This window comes from Pseudogemmobacter humi, assembly GCF_900609055.1.
Classification (GTDB): Bacteria; Pseudomonadota; Alphaproteobacteria; order Rhodobacterales; family Rhodobacteraceae; genus Pseudogemmobacter; species Pseudogemmobacter humi.
In genome coordinates this window covers 106,101-122,449 of sequence record NZ_UXAW01000134.1, presented here as the reverse complement: position 1 = coordinate 122,449, position 16,349 = coordinate 106,101, and the positions used below count along the sequence as shown (strand labels likewise).

General features: G+C 63.7%; 14 protein-coding genes. 8 read left to right on the top strand and 6 right to left on the bottom strand.

Going from position 1 to position 16,349, the window contains the following annotated elements:
* Window positions 1–804 precede the first annotated feature (804 nt).
* Both XINFAN_RS20885 and XINFAN_RS20880 read left to right on the top strand, forming a co-directional pair.
* Window positions 805–1,062 carry a type II toxin-antitoxin system ParD family antitoxin gene (locus XINFAN_RS20885; protein WP_124088772.1) on the top strand — a complete coding sequence of 86 codons (258 nt, stop codon included), beginning with the start codon at window positions 805–807 and terminating at the stop codon, window positions 1,060–1,062.
* Complete coding sequence (locus tag XINFAN_RS20880) at window positions 1,059–1,358, top strand: type II toxin-antitoxin system RelE/ParE family toxin (protein ID WP_124088771.1); 300 nt, start codon at window positions 1,059–1,061, stop codon at window positions 1,356–1,358. Before XINFAN_RS20885 ends, XINFAN_RS20880 begins: the two co-directional genes overlap by 4 nt.
* A gap of 2 nt (window positions 1,359–1,360) precedes the next feature.
* On the opposite strand, the gene XINFAN_RS20875 is transcribed toward XINFAN_RS20880, so the two are convergent.
* Entirely contained in the window at window positions 1,361–2,098 is a 738-nt protein-coding gene (locus tag XINFAN_RS20875; RefSeq protein WP_124088770.1) for a YecA/YgfB family protein, read from the bottom strand.
* Between the two features lie 539 nt (window positions 2,099–2,637).
* Here XINFAN_RS20875 and XINFAN_RS20870 point away from each other — a divergent pair.
* Both XINFAN_RS20870 and XINFAN_RS20865 read left to right on the top strand, forming a co-directional pair.
* Window positions 2,638–3,510, top strand: a complete 873-nt coding sequence (locus XINFAN_RS20870) for a mechanosensitive ion channel family protein (RefSeq protein ID WP_124088769.1) — start codon at window positions 2,638–2,640, stop codon at window positions 3,508–3,510.
* Between the two features lie 46 nt (window positions 3,511–3,556).
* A complete protein-coding gene (locus XINFAN_RS20865) occupies window positions 3,557–4,291 on the top strand; it encodes a pseudouridine synthase (RefSeq protein WP_124088768.1) in 735 nt (244 codons plus the stop codon).
* Between the two features lie 159 nt (window positions 4,292–4,450).
* Here the strand turns inward: XINFAN_RS20865 and XINFAN_RS20860 are convergent, their stop codons facing one another.
* Together XINFAN_RS20860 and XINFAN_RS20855 are read right to left on the bottom strand one after the other, a co-directional pair.
* Window positions 4,451–5,377 carry a DUF2493 domain-containing protein gene (locus XINFAN_RS20860; protein ID WP_124088767.1) on the bottom strand — a complete coding sequence of 309 codons (927 nt, stop codon included), beginning with the start codon at window positions 5,375–5,377 and terminating at the stop codon, window positions 4,451–4,453.
* A gap of 316 nt (window positions 5,378–5,693) precedes the next feature.
* Window positions 5,694–6,737, bottom strand: a complete 1,044-nt coding sequence (locus XINFAN_RS20855) for a DUF7146 domain-containing protein (protein WP_124088766.1) — start codon at window positions 6,735–6,737, stop codon at window positions 5,694–5,696.
* A gap of 56 nt (window positions 6,738–6,793) precedes the next feature.
* Here XINFAN_RS20855 and XINFAN_RS20850 point away from each other — a divergent pair, with 56 nt between their 5' ends.
* Together XINFAN_RS20850 and XINFAN_RS20845 are read left to right on the top strand one after the other, a co-directional pair.
* On the top strand, window positions 6,794–7,078 hold the full coding sequence (locus XINFAN_RS20850) for a BrnT family toxin (protein ID WP_233352453.1): 285 nt from the start codon (window positions 6,794–6,796) through the stop codon (window positions 7,076–7,078).
* Entirely contained in the window at window positions 7,065–7,286 is a 222-nt protein-coding gene (locus XINFAN_RS20845) for a hypothetical protein (RefSeq protein WP_020952624.1), read from the top strand. The genes XINFAN_RS20850 and XINFAN_RS20845 overlap by 14 nt, the downstream gene beginning before the upstream one ends.
* A gap of 4 nt (window positions 7,287–7,290) precedes the next feature.
* Here the strand turns inward: XINFAN_RS20845 and XINFAN_RS20840 are convergent, their stop codons facing one another.
* The 3 genes from XINFAN_RS20840 to XINFAN_RS20830 all read right to left on the bottom strand — a co-directional run bounded on the left by XINFAN_RS20840 (window position 7,291) and on the right by XINFAN_RS20830 (window position 14,205).
* Window positions 7,291–11,625 carry a strawberry notch family protein gene (locus XINFAN_RS20840; protein ID WP_124088765.1) on the bottom strand — a complete coding sequence of 1,445 codons (4,335 nt, stop codon included), beginning with the start codon at window positions 11,623–11,625 and terminating at the stop codon, window positions 7,291–7,293.
* A 541-nt stretch (window positions 11,626–12,166) separates the two neighbouring features.
* A complete protein-coding gene (locus XINFAN_RS20835) occupies window positions 12,167–12,571 on the bottom strand; it encodes a diacylglycerol kinase (protein WP_233352451.1) in 405 nt (134 codons plus the stop codon).
* Window positions 12,568–14,205, bottom strand: a complete 1,638-nt coding sequence (locus XINFAN_RS20830; RefSeq protein ID WP_124088764.1) for a phosphoethanolamine transferase — start codon at window positions 14,203–14,205, stop codon at window positions 12,568–12,570. The genes XINFAN_RS20835 and XINFAN_RS20830 overlap by 4 nt, the downstream gene beginning before the upstream one ends.
* A 135-nt stretch (window positions 14,206–14,340) precedes the next feature.
* On the opposite strand from XINFAN_RS20830, the gene XINFAN_RS20825 reads away from it, so the two are divergent.
* Window positions 14,341–14,994, top strand: a complete 654-nt coding sequence (locus XINFAN_RS20825; RefSeq protein WP_124088763.1) for a response regulator transcription factor — start codon at window positions 14,341–14,343, stop codon at window positions 14,992–14,994.
* Window positions 14,991–16,241: a sensor histidine kinase gene (locus XINFAN_RS20820; protein WP_124088762.1), complete on the top strand. Its 1,251-nt coding sequence runs from the start codon at window positions 14,991–14,993 to the stop codon at window positions 16,239–16,241. Before XINFAN_RS20825 ends, XINFAN_RS20820 begins: the two co-directional genes overlap by 4 nt.
* The last annotated feature ends 108 nt before the right edge of the window (window positions 16,242–16,349 follow it).

Sequence of the window (16,349 nt, the reverse complement as noted above, 5' to 3'; positions counted from 1 at the left end):
CAGGTCGGGGACGATGCGCACGCCCTTGGCCTGAACGCTCAGGGTGACGATTTCGCCGGTGTATTCGTTGCCGGTCTTCTTGAAGGTGCCGATGGTCGCCATTGCCTGTCTCCATTCTCTCGTGTTCGGGCCCGCTCCATTGCGGCCTCGATGGCGATCTAGAGGCCGGGGACGACGGCCGGCGCAGTCCCTCCGGGACCCTGACAGCACAGGCAGGGCTTTCTTGTCTTCCGCGAGGAATGACGGCACCGCCGGCAGGGGAAGAAAGCTCAACGACGCTGTTGCGCCGAGACGTCGAAGCGCGCACCCGCGCGCTGGTCTTCGGCCAGATCAGCCCATCACAGAGGACGCATGCGAGCGGTCCCGTCACTCCCATAGAGACAGGAGACAGCGGCGATCCGGTAGGAACCGGCAGGAAGACCCGACAGGCAACCTCCGACGATGTTCACCCGGGCCGCGAAAAGGCGGGCTTGCGCCCTTCCCCGCTGACCTGCAGTCGCGGGCACCGCACCGCATCAGACCGGATACTGGGCGGGCCACCGGATCGGCACCTGTCGCCCAAACGCTCGACCGGGAAAAGGGACAGGGCCGGAAGCGCGATCAGAGCGTGCCACTGATCCGCAGAACCCACGGTCGAAGAGGCCGGAAAGAGGGAAAGGCTGATCCCTGTGCGCTCATGACGACGGGGAAATCCGACCGACAACCATCCCGGCGATAGGCAGGAAGGCCGCGCCATGGACGCCGCAAGGATTGATAACAGTTATCAAGCGTGGCATTGTGAAACCAGCAGTAGCGGAGGCCATGATGATCAGTGCCGATCTGGGAACACAGCTGGAGAGCTTCGTGGCAAAGCTGGTCGAAACCGGCCGCTACAATTCCAAGAGCGAGGTTCTGCGAGAAGGCATCCGCTTGATCCAGGAACGAGAAGCCCGCCTTGCTGTCCTGGATCAGGCCCTGGCCAGGGGGCTTGCAGATGCTGATGCCGGGCGGTTCAAACCGGCCGGCGACGTCTTCGCGCGGCTTGAGGCCAAGTATCAGGCGATGGGCGAACCGGCGAAATGATCGTCGAGATCACCGCCGAGGCCGAAGCGGATCTGGAAGCCATCGGCGACTACATCGCACGGGACAATCCCGCCCGCGCGGTCAGCTTTGTCCGCGAGCTCGGGCGCAGCTGCATGGATATGGCCGACTTCCCCGAGGCCTGGCCGGTCATCCCACGATATGAGACACAAGGCATCCGGCGCCGCGTGCACGGGCGCTACCTGATTTTCTACCAGATCCGCGGGGATAAGGTGACAGTGCTGCACGTCCTGAACGGCGCGATGGACGTTGACGCGATCCTGTTCCCTCAAGGCTGAGGTCAGTGAACAGCGCCGCAGCATTTCTTGTACTTGCGCCCGGAGCCACAGCTGCACGCATCGTTGCGACCGGGCTTCGGTGCCGCTGAGGGCTCAGCAGCCAGATTGGCGGCCAGTGGCAGACCGGGCATGGATTTCGCCGTATGCGCCTTGGCGAAGGCGTTCAGATCCTCAACCATATCGGGGATCAGATCATGGGCCTCGCGCGACATTTTTGTAGCCTTCCAGCCTTTTCCTTCAGCGAACCCGGTCGAGATACGCGAGAGTTTGTCGACGAGATCCAGCGCCTTCTTCGCCCGCCGGTCCTTGCTGTCCTCGATCAGATCCCAGGCGTCAGGCCGCAGTCGCATCGCCGCGACGAAACCCATCATCCAGAACTCCCAGATGATATCCCCGTTGCGCTGATCCTCGTCGAGAACAGGGAAATATTCCCCCGGGATCATCAGCATTCCGGCGACGCGGTTGTAATGCGCCATGATGAGATCGAGAGACGCCTGAAGCTCTTCGGCGCTGTCGAACTCCGGCGGGCCGCCAGTCCCCCAGACCTTGGCAAGCCAGACAGACGGCGAAATCATTTCCGGACAAGTGATGAGACCCGCACAAAAGCCATCGAATTCGGCAAGGATCATCGGATCGTTGTCTTCGGGCAGTGCCGAAAGCACCGCATCGAGCCGATCAAGGTCTTCATCGCTATGCCAAAGTGCAATCGTCATGCTGAGCCCCCTGTCGAGAAAAATCATCCTGCCGTCTTTTACGACAAACCGATCACGGTGAAACAGGCAACGCTGCCGGAGAAAGCCGCTGTTGTTGCTGGCTCGCGATCTTTTCGCCCCGAAAACCCTCTCCGGCAGAAGGCCGAACGTCGCGGACACGACAGAAGCCAACCTATTGAAATATTTTTATAAAGATCCATATCACACTCAGGCTCTGCCTCGCGGTGCCGCCTGATGAAGGTTTCTCCATGAACGGGTCACGTCCCATGCCAGCGATCCTGCGCGCCGAACAGGCGCATGTTCCGCCCCGGCCCTGTTAGCCCCTGCCTTTCGGCGGGCGACAGGGACCGGGGAGGATGCCCTGTTTCAATGTCCCGCCAAAAGGATAGTCCCATGTATCGCAATCTCTTGCCCGCCCAGTGCCATGCCTGCGGCGAGGAAGTCCCACGCGCCGCAGCACACCGCTGCCCGATCTGCCTGAATCCGTTTTCGCGCATGCCTCTGGATCAGACGCGAACGCGCCCCAAACCAGAGATGCGCAGGCGGCCGATGCACCGAGACGGCGAATGATCTGGCCCGACATCCCTAAACATCAGATCGGAGCATTGCTGGCACTGCTGTTGTTCGCGCTTTTCGGCGAAGACCTGCCTGCCATGGTCGAGGGTGGCGCGGCATGGTGGGAGCCGTTGCGCAACACCGCGCTTTCGGGCGTATTGTTCCTTGGCGCACATCTTCTGCATGCCATTTCGTCCGCGCGTCTGACACGACGACGGAAGGGCCGACGCCCCGTGCCGAAAGTCGCGCTGGACCTGTTGCGCGTAGCCCTCTTTGCCGCCGCCACGCTCGCCAGCCTGTCGTTGTTTTTCCGCCAGGACCTGTCGGGGATCCTGACCGGCTCCGGCCTCGTTCTGGCGGTGCTGGGATTTGCCATTCGCAATGTGGTCGCCGACACATTCTCGGGCCTCGCGCTTGGGCTCGAGGCACCGTTCCGCATCGGCGACTGGGTTGCGATCGATGGGCTGGCACAAGGGCGTGTGCAGGAGATCGGCTGGCGCAGCACAAGGCTGATTACCCGCGACAGCACCCATGTGATCCTGCCCAACAGCCAGATTTCCCGCCAGAGGATCACAAACTACAGCGCCCCTCGGCCAGAGTATCGCGACCATGCCGAACTGACACTCCCGGCCACGCTTCCAGTCGCAGAGGCGCGGATACTGATAACGGAAGCGCTTGTCGGCGCGGAGACCATCGCCACCGGCAAATCGCCTGAAGTACAGGTGGCTATGTTCGCGCCTCAGGGCATCACCTATCGCGTGAAATACTGGGTTCCCCAGCATGACCGCGAGATGGCCTGCCGCAACGAGGTATTCAGCCGGATCGACGCCGCCCTGCGTGAGAAGGGCATAAGCCTGAAGCCATTGGTTGAGGGGACGGCATGACGAACCGCATCCCACCCACCATCCAACCAGATCGGAGGGCTACCTCATGTCGAAAGCGGTAAACGCCCGTATCGACAAGTTGCTGTCCTCGATGGGCTATGGATCGCGCCGCGAGATCGGCGGGCTGGCGCAAGCGGGCCGCATCATATTGGACGGCGAGAAGGTCAATGACATGACGCGGCGTATTACGGTCACGGCGGAGCTGCCCAGGCGCATGACCGTGGGCGGGGAACAGCTTGATCCCGTTTCAGGACTGGTGATCCTCCTGAACACGCCCGCCGGTGTGACATGTTCGCACTGCGATGCCGGGCCACTGGTTTACGATCTGCTCCCGACCCGCTGGCGGCGGCGGGATCCGGCGATTTCGACGGTCGGCAGGCTCGACAAGGAAACCTCTGGCCTGATGCTGCTGACCGACGACGGCAAGTTCCTGCACCGCGTCACAAGCCCGAAACGGAAGGTCAGCAAGACCTATCGCGTGACCCTTTCCCGCCCCCTGAATGGGGATGAGGTGGAGCTGTTCGCCTCTGGTACCCTGATGCTGAAGGGTGAGACGAAACCGCTGGACCCCGCAGTGCTGAAGGTCGTCTCACCGACCGAAGCATATCTGACGATTACCGAGGGACGATACCATCAGGTGCGCCGCATGTTTGCAGCCTGCGGGAACCATGTTGAGGCGCTACATCGCGAAAGATTGGGGCAATTACACTTGCCCGAGGATCTGACTGTCGGCGCATGGAGGCTGCTCGCGGGAGTAGAGCAGCAGTTGATCTTTCGTTAGCGAAATGGGTGCGAAACACTTGCTGCCTAGCGGGTATAGCGAGATCTGGACAAGGTTTATGGTTTCCACAGACCCGGTTCACGGTCGCCGCCGTTTCCGGCGGAATTTTCAAAAATCTGGAAGCACCGTGCTGAGATTGTGGACAGATTGGGGTGGCGCTCACGCGCCACCCTTCGCCATGCGGTAGACCGGGATGCCCATCTTGCCGGCCTTGTCGGCGAGGTTTTCCTGGATGCCGGTGCCGGGGAAGATGATGACGCCGATCGGCAGGCAGTCGAGCATCTGGTCATTGCGTTTGAAGGGCGCGGCCTTGGCGTGTTTGGTCCAGTCCGGCTTGAAAGCAACCTGCGGCACCTTGCGGTTACTGGCCCAGGTGGCGGCAATGCGCTCGGCGCCCTTCGGGCTGCCACCATGCATCAGGACCATGTCCGGGTGTTTGGCGTGGATCTGATCGAGACGGTCCCAGATCGTGCGGTGATCGGTGGTATCCCCGCCGGAGAATGCAACCTTCGGCCCCGGCGGGACCAGCATCTCGGTCTCCGCGATCTTTTTGGCGGCGAGGAAATCGCGGCTGTCGATCATCGCTGCGGTCAGATGGCGATGATTGGTTCGTGAGCCCGAACGCGGGGCCCAATGGGTGCCGGTCACGCGCAAGAAGATGTCAGCGGCGGTTTCGCGGAAGAGTTCCAGGCTCTCGCGGCGCTCGATCAGATTGCCACCGATGCCGATCAGGCTCTCAAGCTGGACGGATTTGACCTCGCTGCCATCCTGTTCGCGCTGGAGGCGTTTCTGCGCCTGCTCGTTGTCATCCAGTTTGCGCTCGATCCGCTCGGCGGCGCGGTGGAAGGTGTTGACGGTCGACCAGAGGATCTCGTCGAGGTCGAAATCGAGGCTGGTATCGGCCATGGTGGAGATCAGGGCGTCGAAGATGTCAGAGACCGCGGTCTGGATGGCCTGGTCTTCGGGCGTGGGCCGGGGATCTGCCTCGCCCTCGGCCGGACGATAGCCATTGAGCTGCATGTCTTCGATGATATGGCCAGTCGGGGAGATGGTGTGATCGGGCTCGAATGTGTCCTGGGCATACATGGGATGCATCCTTCGGCTTGGACCGCGACCGTCGCGGCCTTCTGGCGACGACAAGCCCACGGGCGCTCCGGCCGGGCAGCCCGCGCACCCGCGGGCCTTGATGGCAAAGCCCGGCTGATTTGCTTCGCGATGTAAAGGCGGGGCTTGCCCCGCCGACGGAAATCAGTCGGGCGCCGCCATTGCCGGGCCGGAGCGTTTGTGGGCCGCTCGCCCTCTGAGAAGGCCTCGGCGCGGTCCTCTTGCCGAAGGGGGTTGCTTCCCCGGTCTGCCCGGGCAGGAGCACGCCTGCCCGATCACCCTCCCCGTTCCCGGCGGATCAGCGAAGGGCCATGAAGCGGCTGACGTCCTCAGCGGCGACTTGACCCCGGAGCTGCGCCCGAAGTGCCTCCAGACCCGGTCCCATGAGATCGTCGTTGAAATCTCCCAGCATGGGCGAGAGCGTAATCGCCTCGATCCCGACCTCGTGCGCCCGGGCGATCAGACTGTCCCGCGCCCCGTCGCCAGCGGGATCATTGTCGCGGATGATATAGAGCCTGCGCAGATCTGCCGGGAAGAGGATGGCTGCGAGATGTCCCGCCGAGAGAGCCGCGACCATCGGCATCTTTGGCAAGATCTGACGCAGCGAGAGCACGGTTTCGATGCCCTCTCCTGCCGCCATGACATCTTGCGCCTGACCAAACCGGACCGCGTTGCCGAGCAGATCTCCCATCGCCTTGCGCGGCGGATCGAGAGGCGCTTTCCCGCTGCCATCGCGGGTGAGCCAGGTGCGGTGGACACCGGTGAGCTTGCCCTCGAGGTCGGTGATCTTGCCGATCAGCGCGGGCCAGGTCTCGGTCGGACCCTCGCCCTCCGGACGGTAGTAGCAGTCAGGGTGGAAGCGAAGGCTGTCCGTGTCACGCAGATCCGTCAGGCCACGCTGGCGCAGATAGCTGCCGGCCAGCGTGCCCCGGAGGGACCTCGACATGCGCCAGAGCCGTTCTGCACGGTCAGGTGATCCAGAAGGAGCTGGTGCCGATCTGAGCCTCTTCGGCTCCGGTGCCGGTTCCAGCTGTGGCAGGCTGAGGAACCGCCGGGCTTCCTCGGCCACATCGGCGAAGTCGCTTAGGCCAAGGCTCTCGCGGATCACATCGAGCAGATCACCGTGCTCGGCCGTAGCGCTATCGGTCCACTTTCCAGCAGCACCTTTGCCCGACGCCGGGCCCGTCAGGCGGACGAACATCGACCGCCCCGGTTCATTGCGCACATCGCCGACCTGCCAGTAATTGCCCTGTTTGCGGCCATTCGACAGATAGTGCCGACACACCGCCTCGGCCTGTTGGCCAAGACGGTGCGACAGATCGGCGGCATCGATGCGAGCCATCACGACACCTCCTGCCGAAAATAACTATACACACTTTTATTGTGCCGTGAGGCACGTTGCCCTATCTTGAGCGCATGGATCTGGACTGGGACGAAGACAAACGCGCGCGCACCCTGCAGGAACGGGGCCTCGACTTTGCCGATGTTGCCGCGGCGCGTTGGGATGACGCCCTGACCGCCGAGGATCTGCGGGAGGGATACGGCGAGCGCCGCTTTGTCAGCCTCGTCCCGATCCATGTCCGGCTTTGCGTGGTGGCCTGGTGCGTCCGCGGCAAGGCGCTGCGGGTGATCAGCCTGCGCAAGGCCAACACAAGGGAAAGGAAGCGCTATGAACAAGGATAGGCCGCTGATCGATAGCGATGGCGAGGTCGGCGATCTCGGCGACAGCTTCTTCGCCACCGCTCGGCGTGGACGCCCGGCACTATTGCCGGGCGAGAAGAAGGTTCGGATGAACCTGATGATCGACGCCGACATCGCCGCAAAGCTGAACGAAGTCGGCAACAAGAGCGCCTTCGTCACCGAGGCGCTGCGGAAAGCGTTGGCAGGATAGGTCATCATGCCGCCTCCCGCTCGGTGATACGGCTGATCGGATAGACCGCGAACAGTTTGCCGAGGATGTCGGTGCCATTTGCACCCACCGGCACGAAGAAGCGCAGCTTCCAGGAGATGATCTCGCTGAAGAGCCCCCAAGCCCGCAGCCGCTCGCGCATCGCTTCCGAGAAGCCGGTCAGTTCGATCCGGTTCGCGCCCATCACCCGCGAGCGACGCAGTTGCAGGCCCTCGGCAAGATCGAGGACGGTCCGCCCGTCGAGCAATGCGGCGTAGGCCTGATCCGGGGTCAGGCTGGACGCTCCGCTTGCGGTGGCGTTCGTGGCCCAGGCGGGCGAGACCCGGCGGCCGATGATGCGCTCGCCGTCATCGGTCTGCAGGCGATAGACGCGGGTCTCATCTTGCGGCAGGCGCTTCCATACCGGCAGCAGCAACCCCGAAACCACATGCAGCGTGGCATCCGAGAACTCCGGCACATCGGCGACCTCGGCCCGCCATGCGGCCGCGAAGGTCTTACTGTCAGTCTCAACCCAAAGCGTGTCACTCATCATCCTGACGGACATGCTGAAGGCTTCCATCGGCCGGATCAAGCGCACACGACGTTCTATCTCGCCATCGTCAAGCATGATCGAGGTGGTCGGCACCTGCACGGCCGCCCGGCCGGATCGGCTGTTCACCAGCAGGACCGCGCGCGGATCATCCAACTCGTCGAGGGCGGCATCGAGCAGCAGGGGCGTATTGCGCCGCCGCTCGGTGATGGTCAGAAGCCTCGTCTCGGCCCCGGTGCCGGGATGGGAGTAGATCACCTGCCGGTCGGTAACGGTGAAGCTTTCGGCCTTCAGCGTCTCGAGACCCAGATCATAGATCCCCGCCGCGATCGCCCCCTCGACCTTGGCCTCCAGCAGCTGCTCGAAAGCGGTGAAGAGGATGCCTTGCAGCTCGATGGTCAGCGCCAGCAGGCGGTTGAGAAAGGTGGTGATCGGCGGCAGCTCATCTTTGATGCCATTGCTGTCCATCAGCTTCAGGCCGGTGGCGGATTCAAACCGCTCCAGCGAACAACCATCGACCTTGCCGCGGACCAACAGGAGGTAGAGCTGGCGTAGGGCAGCCCGGGCATAGGGGCTTTCCAGATTGTCTTCGGGGCAGAACAGTCCCTGCCCGCCGGTCTGGCGCTGCCCGCGGGTGATCGCCCCCAGCGTGTCGAGGCGGCGCGCGATGGTGCTGAGAAACCGCTTCTCAGCCTTCACATCCGTGGCAATTGGCCGGAATAGAGGCGGCTGCGCCTGGTTGGTGCGATTGGTGCGGCCGAGACCCTGAATGGCAGCATCGGCCTTCCAGCCCGGCTCCAGCAGATAATGCACGCGCAGGCGCTGATTCCGCGCCGAGAGTTCGGCGTGATAGCTGCGCCCGGTGCCGCCAGCATCCGAGAAGACGAGGATGCGCTTGCAGTCGTCCATGAAGGCCTGAGTCTCGGCGAGATTGGCCGAGGGTGCGCGGTTCTCGACGGCGAGCCGCGCCGCTGGTCCCTCGCCCTTGCGGACGATCCGGCGCGACCGGCCAGTGACTTCGGCTACCATCTCGGTGCCAAAATGCTGGACGATCTGATCGAGCGCCCCCGGCACCGGCGGCAGACCCGCCAGATGTTCGATCATGGCATCGCGCCGGATGACGGCCTCGCGGCTCTCGACGGGCTGGCCATCGCGGAACACCGGCCGCGAGCTGACATTGCCCTCACCATCGCTGAACGGCTCATAGAGCTGCACCGGGAAGGAATGCTGCAGGTAGCTCATGACATACTCGCGCGGAGACAGGTCCGTGTTCAGATCATTCCACTCCTCGGCGGGGATCTCCGCCAGCCGCCGTTCCATCAGCGCCTCGCCGGTCGAGACGATCTGGATGACGGCCGCATGGCCCGCTTCCAGATCCTCGATGATCGAGCGTAGCAGGGTCGGCGTTTTCATCGAGGTGAGCAGATGGCCGAAAAAGCGCTGTTTCGTGCTCTCGAAGGCCGAGCGCGCCGCCGATTTGGCCTGACGGTTCAGCGTTCCGTCGGAACCGGTGATGTTGGCCGCCTCCATTGCCGCATCGAGGTTGTTGTGGATGACCGCAAAGGCCCCGGCATAGGAATCATAGATCCGGCGCTGTTCTGCGGTCAGCTGGTGCTCGATCAGCTCGTATTCGACGCCGTCATAGGAGAGCGACCGCGCGGTATAAAGGCCGAGGGAGCGCAGATCGCGCGCCAGGACCTCCATCGCTGCCACGCCGCCGGCCTCGATCGCCTCGACGAACTCGGCCCGGGTGGCAAACGGGAAATCTTCTCCGCCCCAGAGGCCAAGGCGCTGCGCATAGGCGAGGTTGTGCACCGTCGTCGCCCCGGTCGCGGATACATAGACCACGCGCGCATCGGGCAGCGCGTGCTGCAGGCGCAGGCCCGCCCTGCCCTGCTGCGAAGCTGCGACATCGCCGCGCTCGCCCTTGCCACCGGCGGCATTCTGCATCGCATGGCTTTCATCGAAAATGATCACCCCGTCGAAATCCGACCCGAGCCAATCCACGATCTGGCGCACCCGCGAGACCTTTTCGCCGCGGTCATCCGATCGCAGTGTTGCATAGGTGGTGAAGAGAATGCCTTCCGACAGGGTGATCGCCTTGCCTTGAGCAAAGCGCGAGAGCGGCGTGATCAGCAGCTTCTCCTGCCCGAGTGCGGACCAGTCGCGCTGCGCATCCTCGATCAGCTTGTCGGACTTGGAGATCCAGAGCGCCTTGCGCCGCCCGCGCAGCCAGTTGTCGAGAATGATCCCGGCTGATTGCCGCCCCTTGCCCGCGCCGGTGCCATCGCCCAGCATAAAGCCGCGCCGGAAGCGGACAGCGCCAGCCGCATCCGCTCCGGCAGCGCTGACCGTGTCCATGGTCTCATCCAGCGTCCAAGAGCCAGCGAGGTGGTCGCTATGCGCTTCGCCGGCATAAATCACCGTCTCGAGCTGCGCATCTGAGAGGCGGGTACAGATGTCAGCGGGAAGCAGGGGCCGGTAGGAGGGGTGGGGCGGCGCAACCGAGGCCATGGCGGCGGATTGCACGAGTTTGGTCGGATGTGGGGCCGCGCCGGGAATACGGATCGCCTGCAGGGCATATTCTTCATAGATCGCGTCCGAGAGCCGCGCGGCTTCAGGCGGCGTCCAGTCCAGCGTGTCATAGGCGAGCTCGACGGCATTGGAAGTTGTCAATGTAACCCGAGGAGACTTCGTCGCACCGGCCCGAGCAAGGTAGGAGCGCACCGTACGGGCGGCGGCCGGTGCTGCCGGTGCCGGTGGCCGGGGCAGATCGACCACGCAGCGCGGCGGCACTTGGGCAGCGATCCACCTGAGCAGCGTCGCAACATCGGGCGCAATGCCAGAAGAGGCCGGGAAGGAGGAAGGATCTTCGGCCGGGATCTTGTCGATCACCATCAGCCGCGTGTCGAACGTGGTGCCATGCTTCGCATAGACCGCGCCATCCACGGCGGCGGTGAAGGCCACGCGGCCATGCTCCTGCAGCCGGATGAAGGCATCGCGCCAGGCCGGTGCTTCGGGGCCGAACCCAGCACCGGTGATGGTCACCAGCCGCCCGCCAGGGGCGAGTCGCGCCAGAGCGGAAGCGATATGGCGGAAAGCGGCATCTGCCACGCGCGTGGTGACATTGGCCAGCGCAGAGAAGGGCGGGTTCATCAAGACAACGGACGGCACGACTCCTGCATCGAGGTGGTCGTGGATCTGGGCGGCATCGAACCGGGTGACAGGCAAGGCCGGGAAGAGAGAGGAGAGAAGATCCGCGCGGGTCTCGGCCAGTTCGTTCAGCGCGAGGCTGCGGCAAGCAATACCGGCAAGGATTGCCATCAGGCCGGTGCCGGCTGAGGGCTCCAGCACCAGATCCGCGGGCGTGATCGACGCGGCGGTGACAGCTGCGAGCCCGAGCGGAAGGGGCGTGCTGAACTGCTGCAGCGCCTGGCTTTCCTCGGAACGCCTTGTATGGCTCGGCAGCAGGGCGGCGATCTTCGTCAGCGCCGCGAGACGCGCCTCGGGCGCAGCCGCTTTGCGGAGCAATGCGCTGCCGAATTTGCGCAAGAACAGAACCGTGGCGACTTCACAGGCCTCATAGGCATTTTTCCAATCCCAGAGGCCGGAAGCGTCAGATGCGCCGAATGCGGACTCCATGGCGCTGCGCAGCACCGTGCTGTCGATGCGCCGGCCGCGTTCGAAATGCGGAAGAAGCGCCTCGGCCGCAGCGAGAATGCAGCGGGCGGCCGGAACAGGAGTGGGCGCGACCGGCGCTTGCGCCGCGGCCGCGGGGGACAGATCGTTCATCGGGGAGATCCTCGGGAGAGCAGAGCACTGGACAGGCCCGGACAGCGCTCTCTCTCAACCGTCCGGAACCTGCCCGTTCCGGCCCCCTCTCGACCTCTCACGCTGAACCGGACAGACCCGTAACCTCCGCGCAGTGGCCGCGGCTCACCCCTCGGCGCCCCCCACCTCAGTCGGGCCCTGCGTCAGGGATCTATGCCCGAAAGGGGGAAGACGGCGACGCTGGCTTCCGTCCGCCAGGACCTGAGCCCGGTCCCGGCTATGCCGGGAGACGTCAAATTCAAGACCCCGATCAAGAGGAGGAACTCACTGCCCCCTCGTCGTAAAGAGCCCATCACCGACATTCATACAGGTCGCAGCATGTAGTAGCCCTTGCAGGGGCAGCGAAGCAGGCAGCCTGGACTGCCGTTCGGTCAGCGTTCGATGCAGCAAAGCAGCATTCCGCGAAACCGTTCCTGAACGTATACTGTGACAGAATCCGTGCCAGTGAGGCATTTTCCGCAGGAGACCGGGGACGTCTGCCAGTGCCTGAGTGTATCCTGGATCACAAGCCGAAAGAGGCCTTGGCCACCCAGCCACATGTTGCCATGAGCGTCAGAGCTACCGCTGCAGAACCAAGGTCCTTGGCCTGCTTTGCTTCGATGGACCATTCGGGAGAGATACGGTCAGTAAGCACCTCCAGCGCGGTGTTTAGCGCCTCGACCACCAGAACGGCGACAGAAAGACCAGCAAAGACAATCCAGTCGGTCATATCGGCGCCGCAGATACCAAACAGAAGGCATCCAAGCGCGATGCCCGCAAGCTCCAGCCGGGCGGCGGCTTCCTGCAGCAGGCGCCGCAGACCGGCCATGGAATAACCTGCAGCATCGAGGATATGGAGGAGGCCGCCGCGCGCGAGGGGCTTTTGCCTGCCCGTCGCATCGGCCAGATTTGCGCTGTCACAGCTCACATCATCTCTCCTTTGCGGCAGGTCGCGGTCAGATCCAGCGCGGGGTCGCGCACGCTGGTCTGCACATCCATCAGACCAAGCAGCGTCGGGAACAGATTGTCATGGCTGGAGGGCGCGCCTGCGATCTTCCGCAGGCAATCTGAATCTAAGCCCATGGTCTCGGAAAAGCGGTGATCAAGCCAGATCACGAAGGGCACCCGGGTTTGCTCGGCAGGGGCCATGAAGGAAGGGGCCGCGTGCAGGTAGAGACCGTTTTCGCCAAGGGATTCGCCGTGATCAGAGAGATAGACCATCGCAGGGATCACCCGATCCGAGGCGGCCAGAAGATCAATCGCCTGCGCCAGGACATGGTCCGTTTCGCGGATCGTATTGTCATAGGCATTGACGATTTCTTCCGTGCTGCAATCTGAGAATTGTGAGCTGCGGCAATCGGGCTGAAAGACGGCGCGCGTCTTCGGATAGCGCAGGTAATAGGCGGGCCCGTGGCTGCCGATCATATGCAGCACCAGCACGGTGTTGCGGTCGATGCTGGCCGCGGCCTTTTCGATCACCGGCAGGAAGGCCTCATCGGTGCATTCTCCCTCACAGGCTTCGGGGGAAATGGACTGATCAATGCGGTTCCAGCCCAGCCTTCTGGCGACGTTCTGGTCCCCGGCATTATTGTCCCACCAGTCAATCTCCAGCCCGGCATGGGCCATGATGTCCAGCAGATTTTCCCGTCCCAACGCCGCCTCGCGAGAGTAACCTGCTTTGCCCAGGCCCGAGAACATACAGGGCACAGAAACAGCGGTCGAGGTGCCGCAGGAGCTGGTATCGGTAAAGGCAATCACATCGCGCCGGGCCAACTCGGGTGTGGTATCGCGCGCATAGCCGTTCAAGCCGAAATTCTGCGCCCGCGCCGTTTCGCCGACAAAGACCACCATCAGCACCGGCTGCGGCGCAGCGGCAAGGTGGGGGCCGGTAGCCGCATCACGGCCATAGGCCACTGCTACCGGATCTCCGGTTTTCCACTGCTCCTGCGCGAAACGGGCCGCCGCAACCATCGATGCGCCGGGCTGATAGGCCCCCATGAGATCATGGCGCTCCCGCAGCATGGCCGAATAATCCTTGTAATGGGTGAACAACGCGCCGACCAACACGGCAAGGCTGAGCCCCACGCCAAGAGGCCAGCGCCAGAGCTGATGCCAGCCACCGACACGTTTCACCTGCGGCCAGAAGACAAGCAGTGCAGGCAAGACCCCGCTCAGCAGCAGCGAGGCCGCCATGCGCAAAGTGAGCAACTGGCTCGATTCCGCATAGGTCGTCTCAAAGATGTTGCGTACCATTTCCCGATCGATCAGCACCCCGAAAGTGCGCTCGTAATATCCCGCCCCGGCCGTGATCAGGATCATCACCGCCGCAACCGGCTTTTGCAGCCGCGCCGGGCCGAAAAGCTCAAGAAGCAAGACCGTCAGTGCAAAGACACCAAGCGCAAAGATCAACGAGCGGCTGTCATTCAGGGGAAACTGGCCCAGAAGCCGGGTCCAGAACCCGTGATTAAGCGCCAGCATCACATAGGCGGCCACGATAAGGGATAGTCCCGTCTGCGAAAGCTGCGGCCGCCAAAGCCGGTTCTTTTGGTTCTCTGTCTGCATAATGCCTGTCTTTTCTGAAACCCCGGCGCGGTGCCGCTGTCGGGGTTCTGCCTGCCGAGGCTTGCGCCTGGCTTACAGTCAGAGCCGGACCTGCAATTTTCTCGCCTTGCCTCATGGCGCGGGATATAAGGGCGCATGCGCCTTCTTCTGGTCGAAGACATGCCCGATCTGGCCGATGCTGTGCTGCGCTTTTTGCGCAGCGAGGGGCATGCGGTGGATCATGTGGCCGATGCCGCGGGGGCCGATGCCGCGCTGCTGACTGGCGAATATGCCTGTGTCATTCTCGATCTTGGCCTGCCTGACGGCTCTGGCCTGGCTGTCTTGCGCGCAGCCCGGGCGCGGGGCGACCGGGTGCCGGTGATCGTGGCCACGGCCTATGACCAGATCCGCGACCGTATCGCGGGGCTGGATGCGGGGGCCGATGATTACGTGGTCAAACCCTATGATCTGCAAGAGCTGGCCGCCCGCATCCGCGCCCATGCAAGGCGCGGCCAGGGGCAGCCCCAGGCCCGCATAAGCTTCGCCGGGCTGGAGGTGGACCGCAATGCCGCCCGCGTCTGGCAGGGCGGAGAGGAGATCAGGCTGACCTCCCGCGAATGGGCGCTGTTCGATGCCTTTCTTGGCGCGCGGGGCCGGGTTCTGGCCAAACCCGCGCTGGAAGAGGCGCTTTACGCCTTTGACGCACAGATCGAGGGCAATGCGGTCGAGGTCTATATCTCGCGGCTGCGCCAGAAGATCGGACAGGGTCTGATCGAGACGCGGCGCGGCTTGGGCTATGTGCTGAAATGAGACCGGCGCGCGCCCGGGGCGGGGACTGGTCGATCCGCCGTCGCCTGTCGCGGCGGGTGCTTTTGCTGGTCATGGCAAGCTGGGCGGTGACAATCGGGCTCGCGACGCTGTTTCTTGACCATGAAATCAATGAAATGCTGGACGAGGAGCTGCAGTCGCTGGCCGAAACCACAGTGCTCTACCTTGATGCGACGCCCGGCCCGGCCATTTCACGTGCAGTTGGCATTGATCCGGGGAATGGCGAAAGGGTGCTGCGCATCCTGCCCCAAGGCGCTCCGGAACCCGATGCCCCCTGGCCCGGGCTGACGGCGGATGGGTTCCATCATGTCGCCGGATGGCGCATCCTGCGCCGCACAGCCGAGGGCACGGTGATCGAGGCGGCGCATAAAGACAGCTGGCGCCGGGAAGAGATGTTCGAGGCGGCCTCGGCCTTTCTGATCCTGATCCTGCCGATGGGGGCGCTGCTGATCTGGGGGCTGGGTGTCAGCTTCCGGCGCGGCTTTGCGCCGCTTGACGCTTTAAGTGACAGCCTGCGCCAGCGCGATCCACAGGATTTGACCCCGCTGGAGCGATCTGGCCTGCCGCGTGAATTGCAGCCGCTGGCCCAGGGGCTGAACGGCTATATCACCGGGATCGGCAATCTGCGCCGCGCCGAGCGGCATTTCATCGCCAATGCCTCGCATGAATTGCGCACGCCAGTGGCCGCGATCAGGGCGCAGCTTGATCTGTCGCGCGACGAGGCGGCGCGCGCGGCCCTGCCGCTTCTCGACAGCCTGACGCGCCGGGTGGAGCGTCTGTTGCAACTGTCCCGGTCCGAGGCCGGCCTGGGACTTGGTCGGGAGGCTTCGGACCTCGTTCAGATCATCCGCCTTCTGGTGCAGGAGGCCGGATTTCGCGCGCCGCACCCCATCCGTTTCGACGATGGTGACATCGAGCAGATGAATGTGGCCGCCGATCCCGATGCCCTGGCCATCGTCCTGCGCAACCTGCTGGAAAATGCGCTGGAGCACGGCAGCGGCCCAGTGCTGATCCGGCTGCGCCCCGGTCAGCTGGTCATCCGCAATCCGGCAGAGGGCGGGGCCTTCCATGATCTTCCCTTCACAAAGCGAACGGGATCGGCGGGAATGGGTCTTGGACTGACGATCGTTGATCAGTTGACGACGGCCATGGGTATCACTGTCACGAAGGCCCATCGGGACGGCATCGCAAGTGTTACGCTCGGGCTTCCGCCCCGGGCTGATCATTAGGTTGCGAGTCGGCTGACTTTGTTGCTGCTACTGCAAAGGGCAGCTTTGTCCCGCAAAGCAGCCTACCAAGGCGAGAAATTGTGAAGGCCCCGGCCTTTCGACCGGGGC